This is a genomic window from Gordonia ajococcus (genome assembly GCF_012974285.1).
Taxonomy (GTDB): domain Bacteria; phylum Actinomycetota; class Actinomycetes; order Mycobacteriales; family Mycobacteriaceae; genus Gordonia; species Gordonia amicalis.
This window is the reverse complement of the sequence record NZ_CP052884.1, coordinates 4837633-4861015: the sequence shown is the minus strand read 5'-3', so window position 1 is coordinate 4861015 and position 23383 is coordinate 4837633. Positions and strand designations below refer to the sequence as shown.

20 protein-coding genes are annotated in these 23383 nt (G+C 67.9%); 9 read left to right on the top strand and 11 right to left on the bottom strand.

The features are described from left to right. Nucleotides 1-13: 13 nt before the first annotated feature. The 4 genes from GAA2_RS21900 to GAA2_RS21885 form a co-directional block, all read right to left on the bottom strand. Complete coding sequence (locus tag GAA2_RS21900) at nucleotides 14-814, bottom strand: family 1 encapsulin nanocompartment shell protein (protein ID WP_006436573.1); 801 nt, start codon at nucleotides 812-814, stop codon at nucleotides 14-16. Between the two features lie 65 nt (nucleotides 815-879). Continuing rightward, a complete protein-coding gene (locus GAA2_RS21895; protein ID WP_096275047.1) occupies nucleotides 880-1884 on the bottom strand; it encodes a Dyp-type peroxidase in 1005 nt (334 codons plus the stop codon). A 112-nt stretch (nucleotides 1885-1996) separates the two neighbouring features. After that, nucleotides 1997-3658, bottom strand: coding sequence for an FAD-binding dehydrogenase (locus GAA2_RS21890; RefSeq protein WP_159405754.1), 1662 nt, complete (start codon nucleotides 3656-3658; stop codon nucleotides 1997-1999). 76 nt (nucleotides 3659-3734) lie between these two features. Beyond that, entirely contained in the window at nucleotides 3735-5213 is a 1479-nt protein-coding gene (locus GAA2_RS21885) for an amidase (protein WP_159405753.1), read from the bottom strand. A gap of 411 nt (nucleotides 5214-5624) precedes the next feature. Here GAA2_RS21885 and GAA2_RS21880 point away from each other — a divergent pair, with 411 nt between their 5' ends. Next, a complete protein-coding gene (locus tag GAA2_RS21880) occupies nucleotides 5625-6587 on the top strand; it encodes an alpha/beta hydrolase (RefSeq protein WP_006436577.1) in 963 nt (320 codons plus the stop codon). A 368-nt stretch (nucleotides 6588-6955) separates the two neighbouring features. Here the strand turns inward: GAA2_RS21880 and GAA2_RS21875 are convergent, their stop codons facing one another. After that, a complete protein-coding gene (locus GAA2_RS21875) occupies nucleotides 6956-8314 on the bottom strand; it encodes a DUF3068 domain-containing protein (protein ID WP_159405752.1) in 1359 nt (452 codons plus the stop codon). 103 nt (nucleotides 8315-8417) lie between these two features. Next, nucleotides 8418-9794 carry an ABC1 kinase family protein gene (locus GAA2_RS21870; protein ID WP_159405751.1) on the bottom strand — a complete coding sequence of 459 codons (1377 nt, stop codon included), beginning with the start codon at nucleotides 9792-9794 and terminating at the stop codon, nucleotides 8418-8420. Nucleotides 9795-10017: 223 nt separating this feature from the next. Between GAA2_RS21870 and GAA2_RS21865 the strand changes: the two genes are divergently transcribed. From GAA2_RS21865 to GAA2_RS21855, 3 genes are all read left to right on the top strand, one after another. Continuing rightward, nucleotides 10018-11061: an NAD(P)-dependent alcohol dehydrogenase gene (locus GAA2_RS21865; protein ID WP_159405750.1), complete on the top strand. Its 1044-nt coding sequence runs from the start codon at nucleotides 10018-10020 to the stop codon at nucleotides 11059-11061. A 115-nt stretch (nucleotides 11062-11176) separates the two neighbouring features. Beyond that, entirely contained in the window at nucleotides 11177-12310 is a 1134-nt protein-coding gene (locus GAA2_RS21860) for a hypothetical protein (protein WP_159405749.1), read from the top strand. A 40-nt stretch (nucleotides 12311-12350) separates the two neighbouring features. Beyond that, nucleotides 12351-13016: a DUF6766 family protein gene (locus GAA2_RS21855; protein ID WP_096275046.1), complete on the top strand. Its 666-nt coding sequence runs from the start codon at nucleotides 12351-12353 to the stop codon at nucleotides 13014-13016. Between the two features lie 8 nt (nucleotides 13017-13024). Here GAA2_RS21855 and GAA2_RS21850 read toward each other — a convergent pair whose 3' ends face one another. Beyond that, nucleotides 13025-13270, bottom strand: coding sequence for a DUF6480 family protein (locus GAA2_RS21850; RefSeq protein ID WP_096274821.1), 246 nt, complete (start codon nucleotides 13268-13270; stop codon nucleotides 13025-13027). Nucleotides 13271-13411: 141 nt separating this feature from the next. Here GAA2_RS21850 and GAA2_RS21845 point away from each other — a divergent pair, with 141 nt between their 5' ends. From GAA2_RS21845 to GAA2_RS21835, 3 genes are all read left to right on the top strand, one after another. Continuing rightward, the gene (locus GAA2_RS21845; protein ID WP_096274820.1) at nucleotides 13412-13612 is read left to right on the top strand and encodes a hypothetical protein; all 201 of its coding nucleotides are present in this window, start codon (nucleotides 13412-13414) and stop codon (nucleotides 13610-13612) included. Nucleotides 13613-13685: 73 nt separating this feature from the next. Beyond that, the gene (locus GAA2_RS21840; RefSeq protein WP_051349629.1) at nucleotides 13686-14744 is read left to right on the top strand and encodes a hypothetical protein; all 1059 of its coding nucleotides are present in this window, start codon (nucleotides 13686-13688) and stop codon (nucleotides 14742-14744) included. 46 nt (nucleotides 14745-14790) lie between these two features. Next, nucleotides 14791-16266 (top strand): aminotransferase class I/II-fold pyridoxal phosphate-dependent enzyme, encoded by a 1476-nt coding sequence (locus GAA2_RS21835; RefSeq protein ID WP_191834609.1) that lies wholly within the window; start codon nucleotides 14791-14793, stop codon nucleotides 16264-16266. A gap of 38 nt (nucleotides 16267-16304) precedes the next feature. Here GAA2_RS21835 and GAA2_RS21830 read toward each other — a convergent pair whose 3' ends face one another. From GAA2_RS21830 to GAA2_RS21820, 3 genes are read right to left on the bottom strand one after another with little or no spacing between them, the layout of a single operon-like run. Further along, entirely contained in the window at nucleotides 16305-16910 is a 606-nt protein-coding gene (locus GAA2_RS21830) for a flavodoxin family protein (RefSeq protein ID WP_024499193.1), read from the bottom strand. A gap of 41 nt (nucleotides 16911-16951) precedes the next feature. After that, nucleotides 16952-17386, bottom strand: coding sequence for an SRPBCC family protein (locus GAA2_RS21825; RefSeq protein WP_024499194.1), 435 nt, complete (start codon nucleotides 17384-17386; stop codon nucleotides 16952-16954). Beyond that, complete coding sequence (locus tag GAA2_RS21820; protein ID WP_024499195.1) at nucleotides 17383-18996, bottom strand: phytoene desaturase family protein; 1614 nt, start codon at nucleotides 18994-18996, stop codon at nucleotides 17383-17385. The genes GAA2_RS21825 and GAA2_RS21820 overlap by 4 nt, the downstream gene beginning before the upstream one ends. A 127-nt stretch (nucleotides 18997-19123) precedes the next feature. Between GAA2_RS21820 and GAA2_RS21815 the strand changes: the two genes are divergently transcribed. Beyond that, nucleotides 19124-20023, top strand: a complete 900-nt coding sequence (locus tag GAA2_RS21815; protein WP_024499196.1) for an SDR family NAD(P)-dependent oxidoreductase — start codon at nucleotides 19124-19126, stop codon at nucleotides 20021-20023. An 11-nt stretch (nucleotides 20024-20034) separates the two neighbouring features. Here the strand turns inward: GAA2_RS21815 and GAA2_RS21810 are convergent, their stop codons facing one another. After that, nucleotides 20035-21570: an FAD-dependent oxidoreductase gene (locus GAA2_RS21810; RefSeq protein WP_024499197.1), complete on the bottom strand. Its 1536-nt coding sequence runs from the start codon at nucleotides 21568-21570 to the stop codon at nucleotides 20035-20037. A gap of 132 nt (nucleotides 21571-21702) precedes the next feature. On the opposite strand from GAA2_RS21810, the gene nadB reads away from it, so the two are divergent. Beyond that, nucleotides 21703-23376, top strand: a complete 1674-nt coding sequence (gene nadB / locus GAA2_RS21805) for an L-aspartate oxidase (RefSeq protein ID WP_024499198.1) — start codon at nucleotides 21703-21705, stop codon at nucleotides 23374-23376. The last annotated feature ends 7 nt before the right edge of the window (nucleotides 23377-23383 follow it).

Sequence of the window (23383 nt, the reverse complement as noted above, 5' to 3'; positions counted from 1 at the left end):
CGGTCTCCGTCGATCAACCGCCGAACAGCGCGACGGCCGCCTCCCCGGTGTGGGTGAGGTAGGTGAACGACTCCTGGAAGTAGAGGTTCACGACGTCGGCGTCGTGGGAGTCGTAGCCGATCGAGACGTCCTGCCCGATCGTCAGCTCGAAGTCGCCACCACGGGTGCTCATGACGAACGCGCCACGGATGGCGGGCGCCCACACGATGTCGCCGGTGACCAGCCGCTTGATGTGGTCGCGGATCGGGTAGCCGTGGTTGGACGTCTCGTTGACCTGCGTGTACACCTCCGCCGACATGGCGACCGAGTACGGCCCGTCGACCGAGGCGAGTCGCAACGTGGTCAGTGCCTGGCTGACGGCCTCGGGGTAGTCGCGGACGTCCTCGGGCAGCTGGATCGGGGTCGCCGTGGCCTCGGAGCGGATACCGGCGATCGAGGCAGCCGCGTAGCCCTCGAAGATCGCCCGGTCCTCGGCGAGCGCGAGCTGGCGCGCGGCCTCGACGACCGGATCCCAGTCGGAGTCCTGGGCGCCGCGGTCCACATCGTCGATGGCCTCACGGGAGACGGTGAACGGCACCTTCAACTCGACCAGCGACTGTGTGCGCCGGATGAACGCCTGGATGCCGTCGGCCGGCGAGTCGATCTTGCTGCGATGGCCCAGGGTGACCGCCGCGGTGTCCTGACCCATCGGCCCCTTCACGTCGACGAGTCGACGGCCCGCGATGTTCCGCTTGAACGACCGGGTCGCCTCCTCCTCGATCTCCGCCCAGGCTGCCTCGGAGATGGGCGCGAGTTCGCGGTGCAGGTTGTTCATGGTGGCCTCCTGATGCGGTGGTGTCGGGCGGTGGGTCTGTCTGCAGGGACTGGTTCCCGGGGGGACTAGCGTAGGGAGCCGATCCCCAGGGAACCGTCGCCGCGGCGGGGCGGGACCTGGGCGGCGGGTTCGGATGTCTGGGGTGCGGGCGGCAGATCCTCGAGGAAGTCGATGGTCGGGGTGAAGAACTGCGCACCGGTGACGGCGGTGGTGAAGTCGAGAAGGCGGTCGTAGGTCCCCGGCGGATCGCCGATGAACATCTTGCGCAGCATCTCCTCGGTGACGTCGGGTCCGGCGGAGTAGGCGATGTAGAAGGTGCCGTTCTCGCCGGCCCCGGAGACGTCGCCGTAGGGCATGTTGTCGCGGACGACGTCGATCTCCTCGCCGTTCTCGTCCTCGACCTTGTTGAGCGCGATGTGGGAGTTCGCCGGCTTCACGTCGTCGGACATCTCCACGTTGTCGAGCTTGGTCCGCCCGATCGCGGCTTCCTGTTCACCCGTGCTCAGCCCGTTCCACGACGAGAGGTCATGGACATAGCGCTGGATCGCGACGTAACTGCCGCCGGCGAAGTCGGGGTCCTCGTCGCCGACGGTGATCGCCTCGACCGCGGCCTGCCCGACCGGATTCTCGGTGCCGTCGACGAAACCGATGAGGTCGCGCAGGTCGAAATAGCGGAAGCCGTGGACCTCGTCGACGACCGTCACCGCATCGCCGAGTGCGTCGGTGATCAGGCGGCCGAGTTCGAAGCACAGGTGCATCTGGTCGGACTTGATGTGCACCAGCAGATCGGCCGGGGTGGCCGGAGCCGTGTGGACGTCGCCCTCATAGGGCACGAACGGACGCAGCGCACGGGGACGGGGGCCGTCGAACAACCGGTCCCACGCGTCCGAACCGATCGAGACGATGCCGGCCAGCGCCGCCTCCGGGGCACGCGAGGACACCGCGTTGTTCAGTCCCGGGATCTCCGCCAGCACATCGCGGACCGTGTCCTCACCACCGTCGTCGATGGTGAGGACGAGAAAGATCGCCGACTTGGTCTTTCGCGTCAGGATCGTCTGCGGCACCGGCACGCCCATTACCCTAGCCCACGCATATCCGAAACGGGATCGCGGATGGGGTCGCGAAAAAGTAGGGCAGGCAGCCCTTTTCGTAGACGTGCCGCCACCCGGTCGAGGGCCGGGGTCAGCTGCGCGCGACGGCCCGTCCGGCCGCTCGTCCGGAGAAGATGCACCCGCCCAGGAAGGTGCCCTCGAGAGCGTTGTAACCGTGCACACCGCCGCCCCCGAAGCCGGCGACCTCGCCGGCGGCGAACAGACCGTCGAACGCGCTGCCGTCGGGTCGCAGCACCTGGGAGTCGAGGTTCGTCTCGAGGCCGCCGAGGGTCTTCCGGGTGAGGATGTTGAGCCGCACCGCGATCAACGGACCGTGTGCGGGATCGAGGATGCGGTGGGGCTTGGCCACACGAACCATCTTGTCGCCGATGAACTGTCGCGCGTTGTTGATCGCCATCAACTGGGCGTCCTTGGAGAACTTGTTGTCCACCTCGGCGTCGCGGGCGGAGATGACGCGTTCGATGTGGGCGAGATCGAGTTCGGGGCCGCGGGCGATCGCGTTCATGCCGCTGACCAATTCGGGCAGGTTGTCGGCGACCACGAAGTCGATACCGTTGCGCAGGAAGGCATCCACCGGACCGGCGGCGCCCTTGGCGAGGCGGCTCCTGGCGGCGAGCCGGAGATCCTTGGACGTGATGTCTGGGTTCTGCTCCGAACCCGACAGCATGAACTCCTTCTCGACGATGGACTGGGTGAGGATGAACCACGAGTAGTCGTGACCGGCGGCGACGATCGCCTTCATCGTCGAGTTCGTGTCGAAGCCCGGGAAGTTCGGCGGCGCGAGGCGGTTGCCGTTGGCGTCGAGCCACAACGACGACGGGCCCGGGATGATCCGGATGGCGTGGTCCGGCCAGATCGGGTCCCAGTTGTGGATGCCCTCGGTGTAGTGCCACATGCGGTCCCGGTTGACGATGCTCGCGCCGGCGTCCTCGCTGATCCCCAGCATGCGTCCGTCGACGTGGGCCGGGACGCCGGAGATCATCGTCTTCGGTGCCGGTCCGAGACGGTCGACCGGCCAGTTCTTGCGGATGAGGTCGTGGTTGTGGCCGATCCCGCCGGAGGTCACGATGACCGCGCCGGCGCGGACCTCGAACTCGCCCGTCACATCGCGGTTCGACGCCTTGCCGCGCCCGAGGTCGGTCGGTGCGAGGGTCGCGCCCCGCACGCCAACGGCGACACCGTCTTCGACGATGAGTTCGTCGACGCGATGGCGGAACCGGAACTCGACCAGCCCGCGCTTCTCGGCCTCGACGACCGGTTCGGCGAAGATCCGCACGACCTCCGGCCCGGTGCCCCAGGTCAGGTGGAAGCGTGGCACGGAATTCCCGTGCCCGTCGGCGAAACCGCCCCCGCGTTCGGCCCAGCCGACGATCGGGGTGATGCGCAGCCCGAGATCGTGCAGATACTGCCGCTTCTCGGTGGCCGCGAAGTCGACGTACGCCCGGGCCCACTGCCGCGGCCAGTAGTCCTCGTCGTCACGGTCGAATCCGGCTGACCCCATCCAGTCCTGCAGGGCGAGGTCCGCGGAGTCGGAGATGCCGAGTCGGCGCTGCTCGGGGGTGTCGACCATGAAGAGTCCGCCCAGCGACCAGAATGCCTGTCCCCCAAGATTGTTGCGGTTCTCCTGATCGACGACGACCACCCGCCGGCCGGCCTTGGTGAGCTCGTATGTCGCGACCAGACCCGCCAGACCCGCACCGACGACCACCGCGTCGGCCACCTGCTCAGTCACGACAACTCCTCACCTCGTTCGATGTGCCGCTCGTCCCCACGAGAACTCGCGATCTCGAGAAGACATTAGCGCCGCGTCACACGGTGATGTCGGCGTACCGGTGGAACCACGGCGCGGCATCTTCGAGCGATGCGGCGAGGGCGAGGAGATCGCCGTCGGCGCCCAGCTTGCCGACGAACTGCACCCCGAGCGGCAGGCCGGTGTCGGTCCAGTGCAGGGGAACGCTGATCGCCGGACGCCCGGTCAGGTTCGCCAGCTGGGTGTAGGGAACCCAGTCGAGGTTCTCCTCGATGAGCTGGTCGACGATTCCCATCCGCGACATCACCCGGCCGACGCGGGCGTGAGCCGCGAGACGCGCTGCCCGCTGGAGGAGGGGTGGGGTCGTCATGGACCCGATCCTCGGTGGCGGTACGGCGAGGGTCGGGGTCAGCAGCAGGTCGTAATTCTGGTGGAAGCGTTCGAGCGCGAGGACGTGGTCGTTGACGTGATCGAGTGCCCGGAAGAGCGGCACGACCCCGGCCGCACGGCCGATCTCGGCGAGGGCGAGAGTGTCCGCCTCGAACTCGGAGTCACCGGCGCCGGACAGGCGTCGCGCCTCGTCGACCTGGGCCGCCGCCTTCGCGAACCAGATCTCGAGGAAGTCGCGGGCCAGTTCCGCGTCGTCGTGCGGCGGGTCCACCTCCTCGACGTGGTGCCCGAGTCCGGTGAGCACGCGTGTGGCGTGCTCGACGGCGGCGACCGCCTCGGGGTGTGGTGCGGGGTTGATCGCCGAACGGGTGGTGAACCCGATCCGCAGCAGTCGCGGCGGCGTGGCGATGCGGGTGGTGAAGGACTCGGTGTGGAGGGGAGCGGGATAGGTCGACGACGAGGTGGGGCCGATGATCGCGTCGTAGAGGGCGGCCGCGTCGCGCACGGTCCGGGTCACGACGCCCTCGACTCCCATCCCGAAGAGCGGTTCACCGGTGGCGGGGCCGAACGGCATCAGACCGCGCGAGGCCTTCAGGCCGACCAGGCCGTTGCACGCCGCCGGGATGCGGATGGATCCGCCGCCGTCGTTGGCCCCGGCCGCGGGCACGATGCCGGCGGCGACGGCGGCCGCGCTGCCACCGGACGAGCCGCCGGGGGTCACGTCGGGGTTCCACGGATTGCGCGCCGGGCCCCAGAGGACGGATTCGGTCTGTGCCTTGGCACCGAACTCCGGGGTGTTGGTCTTACCGAAGATGACCAGCCCGGCGTCGAGGAAGCGTTGGACGACCGTCGCGTGTTCGGTGGCCACGTGCCGGGCGAGTGACCGGGAGCCGCGCGTCGTCGGGTAGCCGCGGTAGTCCTGGGCGAGGTCCTTGATCAGGAACGGGACGCCGGCGAACGGTCCGTCGAGCTCGGTGTGCACCCGGCGGTCGGCCTCGGCTTCCATCGGGATGACGATGGCGTTCAGGTGGGGGTTCACCGTGGCGGCACGTGTCCGTGCCAGATCGAGGAGTTCGACTGCCGTGACCTCGCCCGAGGCGACGAGTCCGGCGAGTGCGGTGGCGTCGGCGCCGAGGTATTCACCCATGTCCACCGCCCTGACCCTAGTGATCGAGGCGTCGAATCGCGGGTGGTTGATCGACATGGCCGGCCCCGAAGCTCGTGGCAGATCTCCGTATCACCGTTAACCACCCAAACGAATAACGGTGCGGTCGCGGCAATTTCATCCGTTCAGAGGGCAAAATCGGGCAAGGATGCCGCGTATGGGCCATATGGGCTGTTCAGATCGCGGCAGATGTGAGATGTGCCACTGCCATCCGGGGTCACGAAGCACGTTCCAGCCTTTGCCGCGACGTTATCGTGCCGTTACACTTCACGACGACGGGTACCGCGCCGGAGGGGGATCAATACAATCCCCCTCGTACCACTTCCGCAGTACCCGGTAGGCAAGACCCAGACAGCGGCCGACTCCGGCCGAGATCCAAAGGAAAACTGACGAATGCTGACTCGCGCCCGTAAGCGCCTCGTCGCCGGACTCGTGGCTCTCGTGGCCGTGTCAGGTGCCACGCTGGTCGCAGCTCCGCCGGCGTCCGCAGCCAATGGCTGCAACGTCGAGTATGTCCGCTCGAACGCCATGAACCGGACCGTGCCGGTGTGCATCGTCTCGGCGGGTGGCGGCGGACCGAAGCCGACGCTCTACCTCCTCGACGGACTCCGCGCCCCCAACAACAACAGCGGCTGGCTGATCAACACCGATGTCGCCCGCTACATGGCCGGCAAGGGCACCAACGTCGCCATCCCGTTCGGCGGCGGCGGCAGCTTCTACACCGACTGGCAGTCGGCCGACCCCAAGCTGGGCGTCAACAAGTGGGAGACCTTCCTGACCCGCGAATTGCCGGGCTACATGGCCGCAAACCATGGCAGCGACAACCGTCGCAACGGCATCGCCGGCCTGTCGATGTCGGGCACCTCGGCGCTCAACCTCGCGTCGCGTCACCCGAACTTCTACAAGGCGGTCGCGTCCTACAGCGGCTACCCGACGGTCACCATGCCGGGCTTCACCCAGGGCATCCAGGCCTCCGTCATCGAGATGGGCGGCAACCCCACCAACATGTGGGGCTTCTACCCGGCGGGTAGCTGGTTCCAGAACGATCCGTTCCTGAGCGCGGGCAACCTGGCCGGCAAGTACGTCTACGTGTCGTCCGGCAGCGGCGTCGGCAGCAAGTACGACTCGTCGGTCAACCCGACCAGCGGCAACTTCGACCCGGTCAAGTTCGCGCAGATGATCCCGCTCGAGGTCGCCGCCTCGACCAGCAGCCAGCTGTACGTCGGCCGCGTGGCGCTCGTCCCCGGCGTCAAGCTCACCACCCGGATCACCCCGGACGGTGCGCACTGGTGGGACTACTGGTCGAGCACCTTCAAGGAGTCGTGGGCCAAGACCTTCCGCCCGGCGTTCTTCTGAGCCGAGTGAACGGTCTCGCAACTCCATAGAGACAACAACGGCACGGGCCGGTGACCTTCGGGGTCACCGGCCCGTGTTGTGTGTGTGGCCCTGCCTGGCTACGGGAGCGGGGTGGCGCGGTCCTCGCATCTGAGGGGCGGGGTGGCGAGCCTCGCACCTGAGGGGCGGGGTGGCGAGCCCTCGCACCTGAGGGGGTGGCGCGGTCCTCGCACATCAAGTGGGCAGAGGAGCCTCGCGCCTCTGAGGGCCAGATTCAGCAGTTCGTGTCGCCGGCCGACACGTAGTGCTGCACCTGCCACAGACAAAACACCGCGGGCGCATCCGGTGGGTACCGGATGCGCCCGCGGGGGTCGCCGTGCAGCTGGGCCCTACTCGGGCGGCGGCTGCTTGCGGAAGGTGCGCGTCGACGAATCGTCGGCCGGGGGCTCGCCACCGTCGACCTTCGGGATCTGCTCGGTCGGCCGCTCCCACGGGTTACCCGCTGACGGTGCGGCACCGGCCGGAGGGACATCCCGCTTGATCAGTCGGGTGTCGCGGTCGTCCGCGGCGGGCGGGGCGCCGACCGGACCGGCGGTGGCCACGACGGCGTCGTCGCGACGTCCGCGGAGGAACAGCAGGACCGCGGCGGCCAGCAGGATGGCGCCGATGACGCCGAGGATGATCGGCACCCAGGTGCCGCCGACCTTCAGCTGGTTCAGGTAGCCGCTGGCCTTGTCGGCCTGGTTGGCGACGGTCTGGTCGGCCCACTTGAACGTGCCCTTGAGCGCGTCCATCCGGAATTCACGAACCGGCGCCGGAGTGGCCTCGCTCTGGTCGGGCGACTTGAAGTACTGGTGCTGGTCCTCGCGACCGTCGACGATGGTGCCGGTCTCGGGTTCGACCCACACGTGGCGGGTCGCCGCCGCGTAGCGGTGCATGGTGACCGGATCGTTCGGGCGGACGCCGCGGCCGGTGATGCCCCACCACCTGGCGGGCATGGTCAGCATGGTGCCGAGAGCGGCCTCACCCTGGGCGTTCGGCAGCGACGACAGATCGGTCTCGGGGACGTCGCACGCGAAGTGATACGTCTTGACCCCGTCGATCTCCTCCTCGCCCTGGAACTTGGCCGCGCAGTCCTGGCGGGTGTTCAGGTCGTAGTACGCGTAGTCGCGCTTCTGGACGTCGAAGCCGAACTTGTACTGGAAGCCGGTGCGGTTGTCGAGGGCGACCGACACGTCGTTGACGTTGCCGCCCGGCGGGACGGCCTCGAGCTGCAGCGAGCTCACGGCGCCGTTGGGAACCGAGGTCTTCCGGTTCACCGACACGCGGTCGATGGACGCGGCGAGCAAGCCGTCCTTGCAGGTGCGGGTCTCACCGGCAGCGGCGACGCTCGGCTCGGTCTCCTGACCGTCGGCGTCACGGAGCCGGTCGATCAGAACGGTCTGCGCGGACTGCAGGCTCGCCTGGCGGCTGTCCGACGGTTCGGTGATGATCGAGCGGCGTTGCTGGGTGAGGTGCGCCTCGAGTGTGCGGGCACGGTCCTCGGCCACCGAGCAACGGTCGAAGATGACGGCCGGGAACCGGTCGCCCGTCGAACCGTCGGCCGCCACCGTCGTCGCGTCGGAGGTGATGTCCAGGTCCAGCGGCACCACCTTCAGTTGCGGCACCAGGTAAAGCGGGATGGCGATGGCCGCCGCGATGAACGCGGCGCCAAAGAATGCCAGCAGTGCCGGCACGAAACGTCTCATGTGTGACTCCTGTGAATCAGCAGCTAATCGCTCTCACCCTAGCGGTCGATTCGCGCTCCGTACGCGTCAGTAGGCCCGACATGCCGCGATTTACCACCGTGCATCAGCTCATTCGTTCACGGTCGGCCCGGCGATCGCGCTCGGCCTCCTTCAGGATGCCGGCCATGTAGCCGTAGATCTCCTTGTCCGACATGGCCTTCCATCGTGGCGCCAACAGCTTCATGTACTTCTCGACGTACAGCAGCTGTTTGCCGACGAGAACCAGTTCGCGCGGCAGCCGGGCGTCGTGGGCCTTGGCCACGGCGGCGAGTTGTCGGCCCAGGTCGGTGTAGGACATCGAACCGAGATCGGTCGTCGACAGCGGGGTCGTCACCTTCTTGATGTCCTCGGCGCCCCTGGCGGTCGACCCCGGCTTGTGGACGGCGCCCAGCAGGAAGATCGCGCGGCCTGCGGATTCGTAGTCCGCCCGGACCACCAGATCGACGACGAGCTGGCGAAGGATCCGGCGCGTACGCGGGGTGAACCGGCCGACGATGCCGAAGTCGAGCAACACGATCTTCCCGGTTTCGTCGACGAGGACGTTGCCGGCGTGCAGATCGCCGTGGAAGAGGCCGCCGTGGAATGCCGAGTCGAGGAGCGACAGCAACAGGTTCCGGCACAGCGCGACGCCGTCGTGACCGGCCGCCCGAACCGCGGCGGCGTCGTCGATCCGGACCGCGTGGATGCGCTCCATGGTCAGGACGCGCGGCGTCGTGAACTCGTCGTACACGTGCGGGACGCGGACACGATCCCCGAAGGGGCCCGGTTGCAGGCACTCGAACCATTCCCGCATGGTGTCCGCCTCGATCCGGAAATCCAGTTCGGCATCGAGGCCGGCCGCGAAATCCTCGACGACGTGGCGCGCGCTGAGCATCCGGCCGTACTCGGAGACCTCGACGAGACCGGCGAGACGTTCGAGGATCGCGACGTCCGGGGCGAGCCGGTCGGCAATCCCGGGTCGCTGGATCTTGACGACCACTTCTTCGCCGCTGTGCAGGGTCGCGGTGTGGACCTGCGCGATCGACGCCGAGGCGATCGGCACCGGATCGAACTGCGCGAAGACCTCTTCGGGCGGGCGGCCGAGTTCGGCGACGAATTGTGCACGCATCTCGTCGGGGTCGGCCGGTTTCACGCGATCGAGCAGCGTCTCGAACTCCGAGGAGAGGGCGTCGGAGAAGACGCCGGGACTCGAGGCGATCAGCTGCCCGAGCTTCACGTAGGTCGGACCCAGATGCTCGAAGGTGGCCCGCAGTTCATGCGCCGCGCGCGCAGCATTGGGCGCGCGACCGCGAATCGCGTCGCCTGCCGTGTGGAGGACGAACCGCCCGAGGCCCGCAGCCGCGTGGGCGGTGGTTGCCCCGAATCGCGTGACCTCGGCGATGGGCGACACCGGATGCAACTGCGTGCGCCGGCCGTCGTCGACCGAGCTGTTGATCGTCACCGTCGTCCATTGTAACGATCTTCGAAGGCCGATCCAGTGTCCGTACGTGCTGCGTCGGCTCCCGACGTGCCGTTCTGGCGATGACGCACGCGCGACGGCAGACTTGTCACGTGCCGACCCATGCACACCTGCGCATCGGTCGCCCCGAACGCATCAGCACCCGAACACACATCAGCCCGCGAACACTTCAGTCCCTGAACATCCAGCCCTAGGAGTCCCCCGCATGCCCACGACGGTCAACGCGTACATCGCCCCGGCAGCAGATCGCCCGCTCGAGCCGACCACGATCGAACGGCGCGACCTCGGCCCGAACGACGTCGCGATCGCCATCGCCTACGCCGGGATCTGCCACTCCGATATCCACACCGCACGCGACGAATGGGGTGGCACCCGGTTCCCGGTGGTCCCGGGGCACGAGATCGCCGGTACGGTCTCCGCCGTCGGTGAGGGCGTCACCCGGTACGCGGTCGGGGATCGCGTGGGCGTGGGCTGTTTCGTCGACTCCTGCCGTGAATGCGAGCCGTGCAGACTCGGTGAGGAGCAGTACTGCGAGCGCGGCAGCACCGGGACGTACAACGCGCTCGGCCGGGACGGGCAACCCACGCACGGCGGCTACAGCACCTCGATCGTCGTCGACGAGAACTATGTCTGCCGCATCCCGGAGGGGATCGCGCTCGACGAGGCGGCTCCGCTGCTGTGCGCGGGGATCACGCTGTATTCGCCGTTGCGGCACTGGGGTGCGGGTCCCGGCAAGAAGGTGGCGATCGTCGGTCTCGGTGGCCTCGGACATGTCGGGGTCAAGATCGCCCACGCGCTCGGCGCCGAGGTGACGGTGCTGTCGCAGTCGCTGAAGAAGATGGAGGACGGCTTGCGTCTCGGGGCGGACCACTACCACGCGACGAGTGATCCGCAGACCTTCCGCGACCTGCGCAACTCCTTCGACCTGATCCTCAACACCGTGTCCGCGAACCTGCCGATCGGCAAGTACCTGGGCATGCTCGCCCTCGACGGCACCCTCGTCGAACTCGGTCTGCCCGAACATCCGATCGACGTCGCGGCCGGTGCGCTGATCGGCAAGCGGCGCAGCTTCTCCGGTTCGATGATCGGGGGGATCGCCCAAACCCAGGAGATGCTCGACTTCTGTGCCGAGCACGGCATCGGTGCGGAGATCGAGGTGATCTCGGCCGATCGGATCAACGAGGCATACGACCGCGTGGTCGCGTCGGACGTGCGCTACCGGTTCGTGATCGACGCCGCCACGCTCTGACCCCCGTCTGTTGCCCGGCACGCCGACCGGCGGCCGGGCCGGGATGTTTGAGGGCCTCCTCGCTGGGCACCCGTAGAGGGTCGACGTGCCCGAACAACCCGTGAGGAGACCGCGCATGAACTCGACCCGACTTCGAGCGCTGACGACCACGACAGGTCCGTTCGCCTCGGTCTACATCGACGATTCGCACAACACCGAAGATGCCGCGCACGCGATGGAATTGCGTTGGCGCGCATTGCGCGACGAACTGATCTCGGCCGGAGCGGAACCCGCTGTCGTCGATCCGATCGGCACCGCCCTCCTCGGCCAGGTGCCGTCGGTCGGTGTCAGTGGTCGAGCGGTGATCGCCGGTCCGGACGGAGTGATCCTCGACGAGCAGCTCATCCGTCCACCGGTGACCCCGACGGCCCGTTACTCGCCGGTGCCCTATCTGGTCCCGCTGATCGAGCACGGCACCGCGTCGCCCTGCCACGTGGTCGCCGCCGTCGACCACACCGGGGCCGACATCGAGGTCTTCGCTACCGGTGGGGTGTCCGTGAAGACCGAAACCGTTGAGGGCGAAGGGTATCCGGTGCATCACGCGGCAAGTGCCGAGTCCCCCGGATACGGCGACCCGCAGCAGCGCAGCGACGAAGAAAGACGCAAGAACATCCGGGCGGTGGCCGAGCGCCTGACCGCCATCGTCGACGCCGACGACCCCGAGATCGTCTTCGTCATCGGCGAGACATCCTCGACCGCCGATCTGACCGCCGCGGCTCCCGAGCGGCTGGCCACGCGACTCGTCGATCTGCACCTGGGCGCGCGGCGCGGCGGAGTGGCCGACGCCGACGTCCGCCGTGCTGTCGCCGAAGAATTCGCGCGGCGCCAGAACGAGCTGATCGCCGATGTGGCCGAACGTTTCGAGGCCGGGCTCGGTCATGATCCGGCACTCGCCGTCGAAGGTCTCACCGCCGTCTGCGGCGCGCTGCGGAACGGCGAGGTCGAAACGCTGATCATCGGTGACCTCGACGGCGCGACGGTCGTCGACGGCGGACCGGACGCGGGTGGGGTCGCAACTCTCGCACCGACTCCGGAGAATCTCTCGGAGCTCGGACTGGCACCCGAGCGGACGCTCCTGGCCGACGAGGCGCTGCCGCTCGCGGCGGTCATGATCGGCGCCGAGTTGGTGCGAGTGGACGAACGGATCGCCCCGCGTGACGGGGTGGGTGCGGTGTTGAGGTATTCGCCTCGTTCTCCGGCCCTGGGCTGAGGCCCGGCCGGCGTCGGTGATCGGAGAGGGGCCGGTTCTGATGATGCGCCGCGTCTTACGCGACAACGGGCTGTTCCTGGCCTGTTCGGCGCTGTTTCTCGTCTTCATGTTCGGGATGATCGTGTCCGGTTGGCATGCCTTCAACGCCGAGCAGATGTCCCACGGCGCCGCGTCGGTCTCGCTGTCGGGGTACCTGCGCACCGGCGAATTCGTCGAGGCGACGTTCGAGAACTGGGAATCCGAGTTCCTCCAGATGGGCATGTACGTCGTGTTGACGGCTTTTCTGTATCAACGGGGTTCGTCGGAGTCCAAACCCGTGGATTCCGAAGCGCCGCAGGACGTGGACCCTCGCGCGGAGAAGGACCAGGCCGGTGCCCCATGGCCGATCCGCCGCGGTGGGTGGGTTCTGGCGGTATACGAGAACTCGTTGTCGATAGCGTTTTTCGCGCTGTTCCTCGCCTCGTTCGTCCTGCACGCCGTCGGCGGCGCGCGTGCGTACAGCACCGAGCAGGAGCAACACGGTGAGGCCGCGGTAACGGTCTGGCAGTACCTCACCACATCGCAGTTCTGGTTCGAGTCGATGCAGAACTGGCAGAGCGAATTCGTGGCGGTGGCCGCGATCGTCGTATTGTCGGTCATACTGCGACAACGCAATTCGGCGGAATCCAAGCCCGTCGCCGATCCCCACCTGGCGACGGGGGCCTGATCAGGTCGTCACAGCACCATCACGATGAGCCCGACGATGATGACGAGCATCGCGATCACCAGGAGACCGACGCCGAGGAAGGCGCCGACCCCGCCGGCCGGAAAGTGTTTCGTCCGATTGGGTTGTTCGTGCGAGAGCCCCGACGTCTGGGGGGTGTCGGGTGGAGTGTCGCCGGGTGCCACACCGCCACCGGACTCCAGATCGGGTGTCTCCTCCGGCGCTGGGTCCATGGACTTGCGCTCTTCGTCAGACATGCTCGTGGCATACCCACGTCACGAAGGGCCTACACCTCGTGGGAGGCCGTCCTCACGGATTTCCGGTGTTTAGAAACCGAACACCCCGGGAAGTCGCACATGTCCGGATACCCGAAACGGATTGGCGGTGAACACACCTAGATGTCCGAAGAACTACCGATGGAGCCGGCCGAGACCGGTTCACCGGACCAGACCCCCGACGACGCCCGCCGCAAGGTGGACGAACTCGAGGAAGAACACGTCGACGAGCCTACGGAGAAGGAGAACGAGGCTCAGCCCACGTCGGGCGACGAGGAGGACCTCGAGTCGCCGGCCGCCGGCGAGCCCGAGCCGCCGGACTGACCCCGGCGGACCGACCGTCGGTGGATGAACAACCGTCGAGCGCCAGGAGGGCAGGAGAATCTCGAGTCTGCGAATGGTGGCCGAACACGGGTTGCCCGAGACGTTGATCACTAACGGCGAGGACCGGATTCGCGGGATCGCCGAGCAATTCGGGATGGATTTCCGCGGAGTCACCGTTACCCGTGACACCACACTCCAGATGACCCCGCGCGGCGATCTGGAGACCGTCTGGGGTGCCGACCGGGTCCCGGACGAGATCGTGGTGTTCGTGACCGAGATGCCCCGCCTGTTCGCCGTCCGCGGGGGTCTCGGCGGTGGCCGGCGTACCCGGGACAGCGTCGTGCTGGCCGAACTCGACCGGGAACGTGGGGCCGCGGTGATCTCGCTGCCGGCGCTCGGGCCATCCCCCCGGCGGCGGCTCGGCAACCTCATCGCGACGGTGGTGTCCTCGCTGAGGGATTCCTCGACCGAGTCGTTCGAGCGGTCCCGCGGACTGCTGGTCGAACGCGATGGCGAGACGGAATATGTTGTGGCCCCTGGTATCACCCCTCGGATGCGGCTGACGGCGGGAATGGTACGCGGCAACCGGCCGTGGCGACTGATCCCGACGCTCACGGGCATGACGGCGGCCGCTGCCGCGGCGGCGTCGTTCGGTGTCTACTTCTCCACCATCTGGTCGATGGCCAACGCGCTCAGTCCATGGCGTCTGGCCGCCATCTCCATACTGTCGATGGTCCTGGCAACGCTGTGGTTGATCGTCAACAACCGCCTCTGGGAAAGGACGACCGAAACCTACCGACCACGCGCCCGGCTCTACAACATGGCCACGGTCTGCACCGTCGTCTTCAGCGCGGCGGTCCTCTATGTGGGCCTGTTCGTCGCGGTCCTCATCGCCGCCATGACCGTCATAGACGAGACCTTTCTGTCCTCGCAACTCGGCTTCCGGGCCGGGCTGGGCAACTACGTCAACCTCGCATGGCTGGCGACGTCGATGGGGATCTTCGCCGGTGCGCTCGGTTCCAGCGCCGACAGCCACGACGACGTGCTCAGGGCGACATACGGCTACCGAGAACGTCTGCGACGCCGCGCCGCGAAGTCGTCACACAGTGGCGCGATGAGCGAATCCCATTGACCCGCAACCCTGTTCAATCACAAGACACGATCGGAGCCCCGACACGATGTCTCTGGATCAATCTCGAGCACCATTACTCGAAGCACTCGACGCCTACCGCCGCGAGAACCGGTACGGCTACACGCCGCCCGGCCACCGACAGGGTCGTGGCGTGGACGACCGCACGCGCACGACCATCGGAGCGGCCGCGTTCGAATCGGATGTCCTCGCGTCGGGCGGTCTCGACGACCGTCGGATGACCAACGCCTACCTGTCCGACGCCGAGGAACTCATGGCGGACGCGGTGGGCGCCGAACTCGCGTTCTTCTCCACGTGCGGCAGTTCGCTGTCGGTGAAGGCCGCGATGATGGCCGTGGCCGGTGGCGAAGGTGGGGAACTCCTCATCACCCGGGATGCCCATAAGTCGATCGTGGCAGGGCTGATCTTCTCCGGACTACGTCCGCGGTGGGTACGTCCGCGATGGGACGAGACGCTCCACCTGACGCATCCTCCGTCGCCCGCCGAGGTGCGTAAGGCGTGGGAGACGGATCCGCAGGCGTCGGGCCTGCTCATCGTGAGTCCGACGCCATATGGCACGTGTGCGGACATCCGGGCCATCGCCGACGTCTGCCACGAGTACGGCAAGCCGCTGATCGTCGACGAGGCGTGGGGCGCGCACCTGCCGTTCCACGACGAACTGCCCACGTGGGCAATGGATGCCGGAGCCGATGTCTGCGTCGTCAGCGTCCACAAGATGGGCGCGGGCTTCGAGCAGGGGTCTGTCTTCCACGTCCAGGGCGACCTGGTCGACCGCTCCCGGCTGTCACAGTGCGCGGACCTGCTGATGACCACCAGCCCGAGCGTGCCGATCTATGCCGCGTTGGACGGCTGGCGTCGATACATGGTGCGGTCTGGACGAGAAGTGCTCGGCCGAGGACTCGAGTTGGCGCGCACCATCCGTCGCAGCGTCGACGAGATAGACGGTCTGGCGGTGACACATGACGAACTGCTCCGTGAAGAGGCCAGCCACGATCTGGATGAGATGCAGGTCCTGATCGACGTGGACGGGCTGGGGGTCAGTGGTTATCAATGCGCCGACTGGCTCCGCGAACACCATTGCGTCGACCTCGGATTGAGCGACCATCGACGGATTCTCGCGACCATCTCGCACGCCGACGACGAGGACACCGCGGATCGGTTGCTGACCGCGCTGCGCGATCTCTCGTCCGCCGCAGACTCCTTTGATCCCCCTCGGGAGATCCGCCAGCCGTCTCCGGACGAGCTGCAGCTGGAGAACAGGATGCTCCCCCGTGACGCCTTCTTCGGCGACACCGAGTCGGTGTCCCTCGACGAGGCTCCGGGACGTATTGCGGCCGAACAGATCACACCGTACCCGCCCGGTATCCCGGTGGTGATACCCGGCGAGGTGCTGAACGAGCCGGTGGTCGAGTACCTGCGGACCGGGAAGAACGCCGGGATGAACCTGCCAGATGCCGCAGACGACGCCCTGGACACGATCAAGGTGGTGTGCCGCCCCTCGTGACGGCCCTCGCGTGCTCCAGCGTCCTCACCGAAGCGGAGCTACTCGTAAGCCGGGAACATGTTGTCCGACAGCACCCGTGCCAGGTGTGCAGCGTTGCGTGCGGCGGCCTGGGTCGTCTTGTCGACCGGCTCGGGGACTTCGTCGAGATCCTTGTAGTCGCGGCTGCCCATCGCCTCGTCGTTCCAGTAGGTGCTGCCCTGTCCGGCGATGGTGAAACCGATGTCATCGAGTGCGCCGAACATGTCCGCGATGATCTTGTGGGCACCGTCTTCGTTGCCGACGACACCGCACATCGCGACCTTGCCCAGCATCGCCGGGCGTCCGTGGCCGTCGGTCTCCGATACCTCGGCGTCGAGGCGTTCGAGCACTCGCTGAGCAACGCTCGACATGTGGCCGAGCCAGGTAGGGGTGGTGATCACGAGGATGTCGGCGGCCTGGATCCGTTCGAGGATCGACGGCCACTCGTCACCGTCCCCCATATCCCGTTCGACACCGGGCCGGATGTCGTGGTCGACCGCACGGATGACATCCCCGGTAACGCCCTGTTCGGCCAGTGCGTCGAGAAGGTGGCGGGCGATGAGGTCACTGCTCGACGATGCCGGTGAGGGCTTGAGGGTGCAGGTGATGGCGAGTGCTGTGGTCATGTCGGGCGGTTACCCGATACGAGTCGGATGAATCCCGGCTCTCAGCCGGGCTGACGCTCGGCGAGCATCGCCAGGCGAGTCAGGCACTCGTTCAGTCGGGGTGACATGGCGGTCTGCTGCACCACCGGCGGAACCCACTTGAGCGGGGCCGTCTCGACGAACTCCTCCATGCCGATCAGGGAGCCGTTGCCGTCCTTCTCGATCGTCATCCGGATGCGGGCGCGACCGAACGGCCAGCCGGCTGCGGACATCTCCAGCAATCCCGCCTTGGACTCCACCGACGTCGTCTCGTCGTTGAGCAGCACGGGCCAGACGCCCACCGAGTGGTGGATCTTCGCTCCCGCCTGCGGCCAGGTGGGGTCGACGTCGCGGATGCGTGATGCGCCCACGACCCAAGAGGCGTAGAGCCAGCCGTCGGACAACACCGACCAGACCTGCGCGGGGGTTGCGGATGTGTGGCGTTCGACGCGATTCATGAATGATCTCCGTTCCCTTGTGGTTTCCATGGTTTCGTGAGGTGTCTGGTGATGGTGCGGTTCAACGCTCTTCGCGGCGTTCCGCGTATGCCGTCGGAGGCAAGGGCGGCGCGTGCGGCGTTGTTGCCGCAGGCCCCGTGTACCCCGCCGCCAGGATGTGCGGCCGATCCCGCGAGATAAAGGCGGTCCACGGGTGTCGTGGCGCCCCCGAGACTCGGCGATGGACGGAAGATCAACTGCTGGAACAATTGTGCCGTTCCCCCGTTCACCGTCCCGTGGACGAGGTTGGCATCTGCGGTCTGCAGGTCGTGCGGGGTCTGCACGTGGCGGCCGATGATCATGTCCGAGACGCCCGGAGCGTGTTGTTCGAGTACCTCGTCCATCCGGGCGGCGAGAAGTCGTGCGGCCGCGTCGTCGGTGACCCCGCGGGGCAGATGGCTGTAGGACCATGCGCTCTCGGTGCCGGCGGGTGATCTTCCGGCGTCGGCGGTGGTCATCTGACCGAAGAGCAGGAAGGGGTGTTCGGGTATGTTCCCGGTCTCGATGTCGGCGGTGGAGTAGGCGATGTTGCGCGCGTCCGCGCCCAGGTGCACGGTGCCCGCGCCGCCGAGATTGGCGCTGCGCCAAGGTATCTTCCCATCGATCGCGTAGTTCACCTTCACGACCGGGGTGTCCCAGGTGAACTTCTGCAGATCGTCGAGTACGCGCCCGGGCACGTCGGCCGGGGAGAGCAGGTCCGTGTACAGCGCAGGCGCCGAGACATCGGCGAGAACGGCCCGGTCGGCCCGCCAGCGGCGTCCGCCGCTGTCGACGACACCTACCGCACGGCCGCCCCGGACCTCGATCTCGGTCACCCGGGTATCGCAATGTACCTGCGCGCCAGCACTTTCCGCGCGACGCCGAAGTGCGGCAGACAGCGCGCCCGCACCACCCACCGGGACCGGATATCCGGTGTCCTGGCCCAGCATGGTCAGCAGGTAGCCCATCACTCCGCTGCCGGGTGCATGGAGGGGAATGTCGGCGTGCAGCGCGTTGCCCAGGATGAGCAGTCCCGACTTCTCGCTGTGGAACAGTTCCCGCACCATCCGATCGGCGGGCAGGATCAAGAACCGGGCAAGGCGCAAAGCCTCCGCGGTGCCGACGGAACGCAGCAGGGACAGCACCGCGCGGACCGGCGGGAACGGGCCGAACAACGTGTCGAGGATGGCGGGCCGCAGCATCTCCCACTGCTCGACGAGATCGAGCCACGCCTGGCCGTCATGTCGGTCGAAGGCGGCGAGTTGGGCTGCGGTGTCGGCCGCGTCGGGGTGGACGACCGGTGCGTCGTCGTCCTCCGGCCCCGCCGGATGTCCGAACGCCAATGGCGCTCTGCTCCAGTTCAGGCCGTGGGCTTCGAGATCCAGGTCGGCGAACACCGGGGAGGCGACGGCGAGGGGATAGAAGGCGCTGAAGAGATCGGTCACGTAACCGGGGGTCAGCTCGGCGCTCTTGATCGCCCCGCCCACCTCGGGCGCTGCCTCGAGGACGGTCACGTCCCATCCGGCGTCGGCGAGCCGGATGGCGGAGATGAGCCCGTTGTGTCCGGCGCCCACCACGACTGCGTCTGACACTCGTTTCCCTCTCCGTGATGCGCTGCGTTCGGGTGGGTCGAGCCCACGGTGAAAAGGGGTACCCGTGCAGAGGCCGGATAAACGCGGTGAAGGTGTAGGACGGGACGGTCGGGGTAGTCCGGTGAACGTGAAGGTTTCCCTGGGTCTCGGTCGGTTGTGGCATCCGCAGGTCACCGACGATCGCCTTCGGCGGTTGTGTGCCGGACGGCCTGCCGTCATCACCGGCGCCGCTTCGGGAATGGGCCGGTCTCTGGCGAACAGACTGGCGGCGGCCGGGGTGCCGGTGCTGCTCAGTGACGTCGACGCGCAGGCACTCGCCGAGACCGCGGACTCGGCTGCGAAGAACGGAGCGACGGTGGACGCCGCCCAGGTGGACGTCGCCGACACCGCGGCCGTCACGGCTTATGCCGATGAGGTGGTCCGACGGTACGGCGCGCCGGCGCTCGTGTTCAACAACGCGGGCATCACGATGGTCGCGTCCGTCCTCGACGAGGACGACGACTATGCGCGGCGGATCCTCGCGGTCAACTTCGGCGGGGTCGTCAACGGCACCGACGCATTCCTCCGGCACCTTCATACCGCGGGGGGAGGGCGCATCGTGAACACGTCGAGCGCGTTCGGGCTGATGGGATCGCCCGCCCAATCGGCGTACTCGGCGTCGAAGTTCGCGACCCGCGGGTACTCGGAAACCGTTCAGAAACAGTTGCGAGACAATGACTCCGGTGTTCGGCTCCACATCGTCTACCCTGGCGTGGTCCACACCGCCATCGCACGACGGGCCCGGTACGTGGATTCCGCTGTGCGTGACTATGTCACCAAGGGTTTCGACCGCCGGTTGCCAGGTACCCGACCGGATGCCGCGGCGATCTCGATTCTCGCCGGTGTGCTCGGCAATCGTGACCGCATACTCGTCGGGTTCGACGCATACACCCTGGATCTGGGTGTACGAATCCTGGCCGGAGCCCTGCAGCGCCCCGTGGCGACGATGACGCGACCGGTGTTCCGGCGGATCTTGGGTGCGGGATAGTCCGGCCCGGATCAGTCGTCGGATGCCTCCTGCGAGTACAGGTTTCGCGTTGCCGGTCCTTCGAGGACCACACCGGTATGGCTGAAGCGCGACCCGTGTAGCGGACAGTCCCAGGACTGCTCGGCGTCGTTCCAGCGCAGCACGCCGTACAGATGGGTACACAGAGGCGCGACGGATCGGGTCTGTCCGGCCACCGTGCAGACGGCCTTGGGTGTCGTGCCGGAGTGCCCGACGCTGCCGTCGCCCTCGGCGGGTGAGGTGTCCGCGGGTTTCAGCAGGCCGAGGTAGCCGCCGGCCATGTATGCCGCGACCTGTGCGTTGGCCGACACCGCCGACGCCAGTGAGCCGGGCTTGGTGACCTCCGAGGTGCGCCAGGGGCGAAGGGTCTTGGACCAGGGCGGCTCCGACCCCAGGATGCGTCCGGTCATCGACAGCGCGGCCGCGACACCGTTGGTGAGTCCCCACTTCGCGAATCCCGTGGCCACCTGGACGGTCTCCATGCCGGGCAGAAGTTGCCCGACGTAGGGCAATTCGTCGATCGTCGTATAGTCCTGCGCCGACCACCGCGCGACCATTCGCGCGGTCGGGAAGTGCTTCTCGGTCCAGGCGATCATGTCCAGCGCGTGTTGGCGTTCGGATTTGGTCCGGCCCACCTCGTGACCGAAACCGCCGACCAGTAGCAGTTCGCCGTCGTGATCGTGGCGCGGAGCGGTTCGCAGGGAGACCGACGGGTTGTCGGCGCCGAGGTACATCTCGCGGGGGATCTCCCCGTCGACGACGAACGCCGCCGCATACGAACGCTGCGGGTGCACCCGGGCGAAGAACCCGGCGCGGTCGAGGAACGGGACGCCGGTCGCGAGGATCACGGACTCCGCGCGCAGGTCGCCGGCGTCGGTGGTGACGGTGTGCGGCGAGCCATTGCGCAGTCCCTGCACGTGGACACCCTCGTAGAGGTGGCCGCCGTGCGCGCGGAAGTCGTCGGCGAGGGCGCGCAGCACCACCATAGGGTCGATCTGCGCCTGTCCCTCCAGACGGATCGCGGTGTGGACGTCGAAGGGCAGCTCCGGACAGTCGACGTGCTCCACCGGGATGTCGTGCGCTCGGCAGGCCTCGAACTCCTTCTCCACCGTCTTCGCGCCCGAGGCAGTGGCTGCGAACGTCAGCGCCGCCCGCTCGTCGACCCGCAGTCCCCGGTGGGCGAGGTAGTGCCGCAGCCATGCCTGGCCTTCGCGATTCGCCTCGACGTAGTCGTGGACCGCGGCCTTTCCGTGACGACTCGAGATCGACGACAATCGAGTGCCCTGCAGGAGGGAGAGCTTGCCCGTCGTGTGTCCGGTGGCCGCGGCGCCGATGTGGCGTCGCTCGAGAACAGTGACCTTCTGACCGGCTCGAGCCAGCAGGAGTCCGGTGGTCAGACCGGTGATCCCACCGCCCACGACGACCTGGTCGTAGGTGTCGACGGTCCCGAACGGTGTGGTTTCGGGACGCACGTCCGGGAGCCCTGCGTGGTCGGTGTCATTCGCCGGGTCGAACCAGAGGGTTTTCATGGAGCTCGGGTTGCCTCGATCCGGCGCGATCAAACATTTCGCGGAGGGGAGCTGCGGGGTAGGGTTTTCGACTGGGAATCGAATACCCCCCGCCGGGGTTGTCGAGAGTACGACCGGCGAAAGGCGGATGACATGACTACGTCCACACATGGACTGGGGCGGGACGCGGCTGCCGCGGACCGTGCCGATCTCGTCGTGGTCGGGGCCGGCATCGCCGGTCTGACCGCCGCGCTCTGCGCCGCGGAAGGCGGACTGTCGGTCGTCGTCGTGAACAAGGGGCCGAGCTGGCGTCCGGATCGCGGCGAGCAGCCGACGTCGACGTTCTACGCCCAGGGCGGCGTCGCGGTGGTCATGCCCGAGGTCCGTCCCACCGACTCGGACGTCACCGACTCGATCGATCTGCACCTCGCCGACACCCTCGCCGCGGGTGGCGGCCTCAGCGACGCGGTCGCGTCGCGTCCGATCCTCGCCGACGGATGGTCGTCGGTGTCCGCACTGATCGAGTGGGGCGCCGACTTCGACCGCGATGCCGACGGGGAGCTGCTGCGCACTCGTGAAGGCGGCCACTCGGTGCGGCGCATCATCCACGCCGGTGGTGACGCCACCGGTGCCGCGATCCAGCGGGCCCTCCATGACGCCGTCGCGCAGCGTGCCGGTGCCGGTGCCGGTGCCGGTGCCGGTGCCGGTGCATCCATCCGCTTCCTCGACGACGCGATCGTCACCGAGGTGCGGGTGTGCGACGACCAGGTGTCCGGTGTCTCCTACCTGCGAAACGGGGGGTGGGGTGCAGTCGACGCGCCGACGGTCCTGCTCGCGACGGGTGGTGCCGGTCATCTCTACGCCGCAACGACCAATCCGGCGGGTGCCACCGGCGACGGCATCGCGCTGGCGCTCCAGGCGGGCGCGCAGGTGGCCGACCTCGAGTTCATCCAGTTCCATCCGACCATGCTCTACACACCCGGCGCCCGCGGGCGTCGGACGCTGATCAGTGAGGCGGTCCGGGGCGAGGGCGGCCGACTCGTCGATGTGTACGGACGGTCGGTGACCGACGGCGTGCACCCGATGGGCGACCTCGCGCCTCGCGACGTGGTCGCCAACGCCGTCGAGACCGCGATCGAACTGACCGGGCATCCCTGCGTCTACCTCGACATCAGTGGGGTACACGATTTCGAGCGCCGATTCCCGACGGTCAGCGCCGGAATCCGAGCGGCCGGCCTCGACCCGGCCGACCACCGCATCCCCGTCGTGCCCGGCGCGCACTATCTCTGTGGCGGAGTGGTGACCGACGACGAGGCGCGCACCGCCGTCGACGGCCTCCTCGCCGCCGGCGAGGTCGCGCGGACCGGCCTGCACGGAGCCAACCGGCTGGCGTCCAACAGCCTGCTCGAGGGGCTCGTGATGGGTCGTCGTGCTGCCGCGGTCGCCCTCGGCCGGCGTGCTCTGCGGCCGGCCACCGCGGCCGCCCCGCAGGCGCCCGGACCGATGCCGGTCCTCGACCGCGACCTGCTGCAGGACGTGATGTCGCGCCGGGTCGCGCTCCGCCGGTCCGCCGACGGACTGGCGGTCGCGGCCGAGGTGGTCGCGAACGCGCCGCGGCGTGTCCCCCGGACCGTGCGCGAGGTCGAGGATGCGGCGCTCACGCTGACCGCGTCGGCCGTCATCGCGGCGGCCACCGCCCGGACCGAGTCGCGCGGCGCGCATGTGCGCACGGACTTCCCGCAGACCGCCGAGGTCGGGGAATCCCACACGTTCCGACTCGTCGACGGCGAGATCCGCGAGACGGGGTTCGCCGGCATCGCGGTCTGACCCGATG